The 4992-nt window shown below is 50.4% G+C and carries 4 protein-coding genes; all 4 read right to left on the bottom strand.

Translation table 11 applies throughout. The features are described 5' to 3' along the window. A partial coding sequence (gene pseC, locus QCH34_RS06660) for a UDP-4-amino-4,6-dideoxy-N-acetyl-beta-L-altrosamine transaminase (RefSeq protein ID WP_300332072.1) occupies positions 1-915 on the bottom strand: 915 nt, incomplete at its 3' end. Beyond that, positions 912-1913 carry a UDP-N-acetylglucosamine 4,6-dehydratase (inverting) gene (gene pseB, locus QCH34_RS06655; RefSeq protein WP_300332070.1) on the bottom strand — a complete coding sequence of 334 codons (1002 nt, stop codon included), beginning with the start codon at positions 1911-1913 and terminating at the stop codon, positions 912-914. The genes pseC and pseB, both read right to left, overlap by 4 nt. A gap of 68 nt (positions 1914-1981) precedes the next feature. Continuing rightward, positions 1982-3841 carry an ABC transporter ATP-binding protein gene (locus tag QCH34_RS06650; protein WP_300332067.1) on the bottom strand — a complete coding sequence of 620 codons (1860 nt, stop codon included), beginning with the start codon at positions 3839-3841 and terminating at the stop codon, positions 1982-1984. 232 nt (positions 3842-4073) lie between these two features. Continuing rightward, positions 4074-4992 (bottom strand): UDP binding domain-containing protein (locus tag QCH34_RS06645; RefSeq protein WP_300332064.1); only part of this gene is annotated, 919 nt, incomplete at its 5' end.

Raw genomic sequence — 4992 nt, 5'->3', positions numbered from 1 at the left:
CAGATGTAGCCGAATCACATATAGATGCCAACTTGAATAAGCGTCAGGGTGCTGAAAAGGAACCTTGACCGGAAGATCCGAAAGCAGGCGATTATACCGCTCAGCAATCTTATGGCGGCGGGTCACGTATTCATCAAGCCGATTCAACTGAGAGATGCCAAGAGCAGCCTGAATATCAGTCATCCGATAATTATATCCAAGATCAATCTGCTGATAATACCATGGACCATCTGATACATGGGTCATCAGTTCTGGATCACGGGTGATGCCATGGCTTCTGAGCAGTTGCATCTTTTCGGCAAGGGCAGCGTCATTTGTAACAGCCATTCCTCCTTCAGCGGTTGTGATGATCTTCACAGGATGGAAACTGAAGACGGTGATGTCACTGTATCTGCAACAGCCAACTGGATAATCCTTATACCGCCCGCCAAGTGCATGCGATGCATCCTCAATTACCTTAAATCCAAAACTTTGTGAAAGCTCATGAATCCGCTCCATGTCACAGGATTGACCACAGAAGTGCACCGGGACGACAATATCAGGTAAGCAACTTTTCTCATCTGCATCAAGAAGTTTCTTCTCTAGTGTTTCAGGAGAGAGGTTGTAGGTGACAGGATCAATATCTACAAAATCAACCTGAGCACCACAGTAAAGGCCACAGTTCGCAGATGCAACAAAGGTGATCGGGCTTGTCCATAATTGATTCCCCGGCCCAAGCCCAAGTGCCAGACACGCCACATGAAGGGCAGAGGTACCGCTATTCACCGCCACACCATATCTGGCACCAACTTTGGCAGCGACTGCCTCCTCAAACCGGGGCACAACCGGGCCCTGGGTGATGAGATCTGACTTAAGGACATCGATAACCGCATCGATATCCTCCTGCCTTATATCCTGCCGTCCGTAGGGAATCATTCTAGCCCAGAGATATGGTTGATATGTTTGATCTCGTCAATCGTGAGGAAATGCGGATTCTTCCCGGAATTGTATTCAAAGTCCTGGTTTACCGGACAGCCCGTCTCACCCAGCTTATTTGTAATAAAGTCAACCCAGTAGGAGTACTGAATAGTAGGTCGGATGACATAGTGATCATTGAATGCAAGTGTGAGATGCGAATCATCCCCCGGGCACATCACCTCATGCAGTTTCTCACCAGGACGGATACCGATGATCCGCTGGGGGAGATCCGGTGCCATTGCGGTTGCCAGATCTACAATTCTGACTGATGGAATATTCGGGACAAAGAGCTCCCCTCCCTGCATTCGCTCAAAACCCTTCAGCACAAAATCAACCCCTTGCTGGAGCGTGATCCAGAACCGGGTCATCCGATCATCGGTGATTGGGAGGTGATCGGTGCCATTCTGGATGAGATTCTTAAAGAACGGGACAACCGAACCCCTTGATCCGACAACATTCCCATACCGCACCACCGAAAACCGGGTCGGATCCTGCCCGGCGATATTATTTGCTGCCACAAAGAGCTTATCAGAGGCGAGCTTGCTTGCACCATAGAGATTGATTGGATTTGCTGCCTTATCTGTCGAGAGCGCAATCACCTTCTGTACCTTATTTGCAAGCGCCGCGTGGATCACATTCTCAGCGCCATAGACATTCGTCTTGATACACTCCATTGGGTTGTATTCTGCGGCCGGCACCTGCTTCAGGGCGGCCGCATGGATCACATAATCCACGCCCCGCATCGCCATTGTAAGGCGATCGCGATCGCGGACATCGCCGATGAAGTAGCGCATGCATTCCTGATTGAAAACTTGTTCCATCTCGAACTGCTTCAGCTCATCGCGGGAGTAAATGATCACTTTCTTTGGATCATACCGCTCCAGGATGGTCTTGGTAAACTGTTTGCCAAAGGAGCCGGTGCCGCCGGTTATGAGGATTGATTTGTTGGTGAACATAACTTATACTCCATTTATCGTCATGACTATTCCATAATATATCCATTAAACAATGTGATTGTTTTCATTCACACCCCTTTCTCATACAACTCCCAGTACTTCCCCTTCATCTCAAGCAACTCCTCATGCCCCCCGTTCTCCACAATCCTCCCTTTGCTTATCACATAGATCGTATCAGCCTGCCGGATCGTCGAGAGCCGGTGGGCGATGATGAAGGTGGTGATCGTTTCTGATATCTGGTTGATGGATGCCTGGACGATCGCCTCGGACTCATTGTCCAGATTGCTCGTCGCCTCGTCCAGCACAAGGATCTCGGGTTCACGGACTAACGCTCTGGCGATTGCGACCCGCTGCTTCTCGCCGCCGGATAGCTTCAGTCCCTGGTCACCGACGATTGCGTTATATCCCTCTGGAAGGGCGGCGATGAAAGTGTGGATATTCGCCTTTCTGGCCGCCTCAATGATCTGGTCATCGGTGTAATCGCCGCCAAAGGCGATATTCTCCCGGACAGATGCATTGAAGATGAAGGTATCCTGACTCACGTATCCGACTTTTGAAAGGAAGGTGGCGATGTCATACTCCCGGAGATCGATACCATTGATGGTGATCCTGCCTTCGGTGACATCATAATACCGGAGGAGGAGGGATACGATCGTTGATTTACCAGATCCCGAATGACCGACGAGGGCGGTGAACTGGTTTTTTTGTATCGTGAGATTGACATCGGTGATCAGATTCTGACCTTCATAGTACTGGAAACCGACATCCTCGAAGATGATATCGGAGGTGAGAGCCTCGAATGTGGCAATGCCATTCTGAATGGTGTTGTACTGGGTTTCGTTGAGGAAATTATAGATCCGCTCAAGAGCTGGATATGAGTTCATAATATGCATATTACTGCTACTAAGATTCGAAAGTCGTGGCAGAATTTTTAGAGCAGAGTAGGCAAATGTTCCGATCAGCGGGATAATTATGAGGAACTGATCCATGTAGATTGAATACAGTGTTATCACAATTGCAGCTATCCCTATAAAGAATATTGGATGTAAGAGTGCTGATGGAATATATTCTGTAAACCTTGCCTTCACATAGTGATCCCAGTACATTTGAAGTGCTTTTGTATACTGTTTATTCCAGTAATTATCAGCATGAACGGATCGTATCTGCCGGAGCCCGGATACATACTGCGTAATGACTGCATTCTCTGAGGAGATCGATGACATCTGGGCCCTCCCGATGCGATAGGCGACCCGGCTCCCAACGTGTCTGACAGGGAGGATGAATCCAATCCCCCCAACGACAAGGATCATCATGGCAACCGGACTCATGAAGAAGAGTGCAGTAAGAATTACAAGGATCACAACAATATTCGAAAACATGATGGTTGCTTGATCCAATAACAGATTGATCTGTCCGGGTGAGGTGATCACATTATAGAGTACATCTCCCTGCCTGTTGTCTACGAAATACCGGTAATCGTTCTCTTTAAGCTTATTAAACAACATACCTTTTGTTTTGACAATAACTGCCTTTGTGAAGAGAAGCGAGATTAGCTTGTACATTATCATTACCAGAAACGTCAGGAAGACAAAAATAATGAACAATAGGCAGAAGATGACGACATCAGGGAGATCACTGACACTTCGCATCAAATTGTAGAGGGGCTCTAGGAACGGAATCCCGGCATCCTGAATATTAAATGAGGCATTCAGGATAGGATACAAGAGCACAATCTGAAACGTCTCCATCAGACCGAGGAGCATCGAGAAGACAAGGAGGGCGAGAAGGTGGCGCTTGAAGCCCCGTGAGTAGAACTCTAAGATAGTATAGGTCCGGCGATACCGCTTCATCGACTTCTTCAGGCGGGCCATGATGCCATTCTTGACACGGGCGGTGGGGCTGCCCTGGAATACATTCTCAGAACTCATGTAAACCCACAGATCTGATTTGATATTTTCTGGTTGTTATTGATAACGTAGATTCGCCCCTTTTGATCTTCAAAATAGGCACCATTAACCGCATAAAATAATCGGTTCCGAGTAATGAAAATATCACATAATCACCAGAGAGTAAACGCTGAGATGCGATTTCTTGAGTATTCGTGTCTTTATTATTTGCATATATCGATCTAGTCCAGAAATCAATAATCACACCTTCCTTTTAACGATGAGTTGGTGAGTGATTGAGTGAGTGGTTCCACTCCCCCCGTCCCACACCCCTATACACAAACCCTGCCTTCACCCATTCCTCCGGCTCCACAATATTCCTCCCATCCACGATCGCTGGCTTCTCGCACCCACAGAGCCGCTTCACCTGCTCGGGAGTGAGAGCCCGGTACGCCGCATGCCCGGTGAAGATCACCACGGCATCCGCACCGGCGAGCGCCTGCTCGAGATCCATGGTGAGGCCGCCGTCCGGCTGATCGGGATTCGGCAGATCCGGCGACGTCGCCGGGTCCACCCAGGGATCATGCACCCGGACCTCGGCGCCCGCCGCCGTTGCAGCCTGATAAAATGGCTCGGACGGGCTGTTCCGGGCGTCGTCGCTGTCGTTGATGAAGGCCCAGCCGAGGAGGGCGATCCGGGCCCCGGCAAGGGCCTTTCCGGCTTCTGCAAGGGCGGCCTCGGTGAGGTGGAGCATATGGGTGGGCATAAAGTCGTTGATATCGCGGGCGAGAGTATAGAGCGAGGGCCGGCCCTCGGGATAGTCGAGGCGGGGGGTGGTGCCTGGTTTTCTTGCTACCGGGGATTCTCCTGCTTTTTCAGGTTCTGGTGTGCTTCCTGTTTCTTCGGGTGTTTCTGCTGCTGTTGCTTCTCCGGCAGTTCCGGCTTCTGTTGTATCTCTTGCTTCTGCGGCGAGCTGCACCCCCCGCTCCAGGTGATAGGTATCCTTCGTCAGGCAGTGGCCGCCGACCCCGGCACCTGGCCAGAGGATGGCACGGGTGATCCCCTCGCCCTTCAGCGAGTCGATCCCGGTCCGGACATCATAGAAGTTCACGCCCATCGCCTCGCAGTAGAGGGCAAGCTGGTTCGCGGCGGCAATCTGGAGGTCGCGGAAGGTGTTCTCGGCGGTCTTGGTC

It is taken from the genome of Methanocalculus sp. (assembly GCF_029762515.1).
Lineage (GTDB): Archaea > Halobacteriota > Methanomicrobia > Methanomicrobiales > Methanocorpusculaceae > Methanocalculus.
Note: the sequence above shows the minus strand (reverse complement) of the source record. Positions and strands in the feature narration are given on the sequence as shown.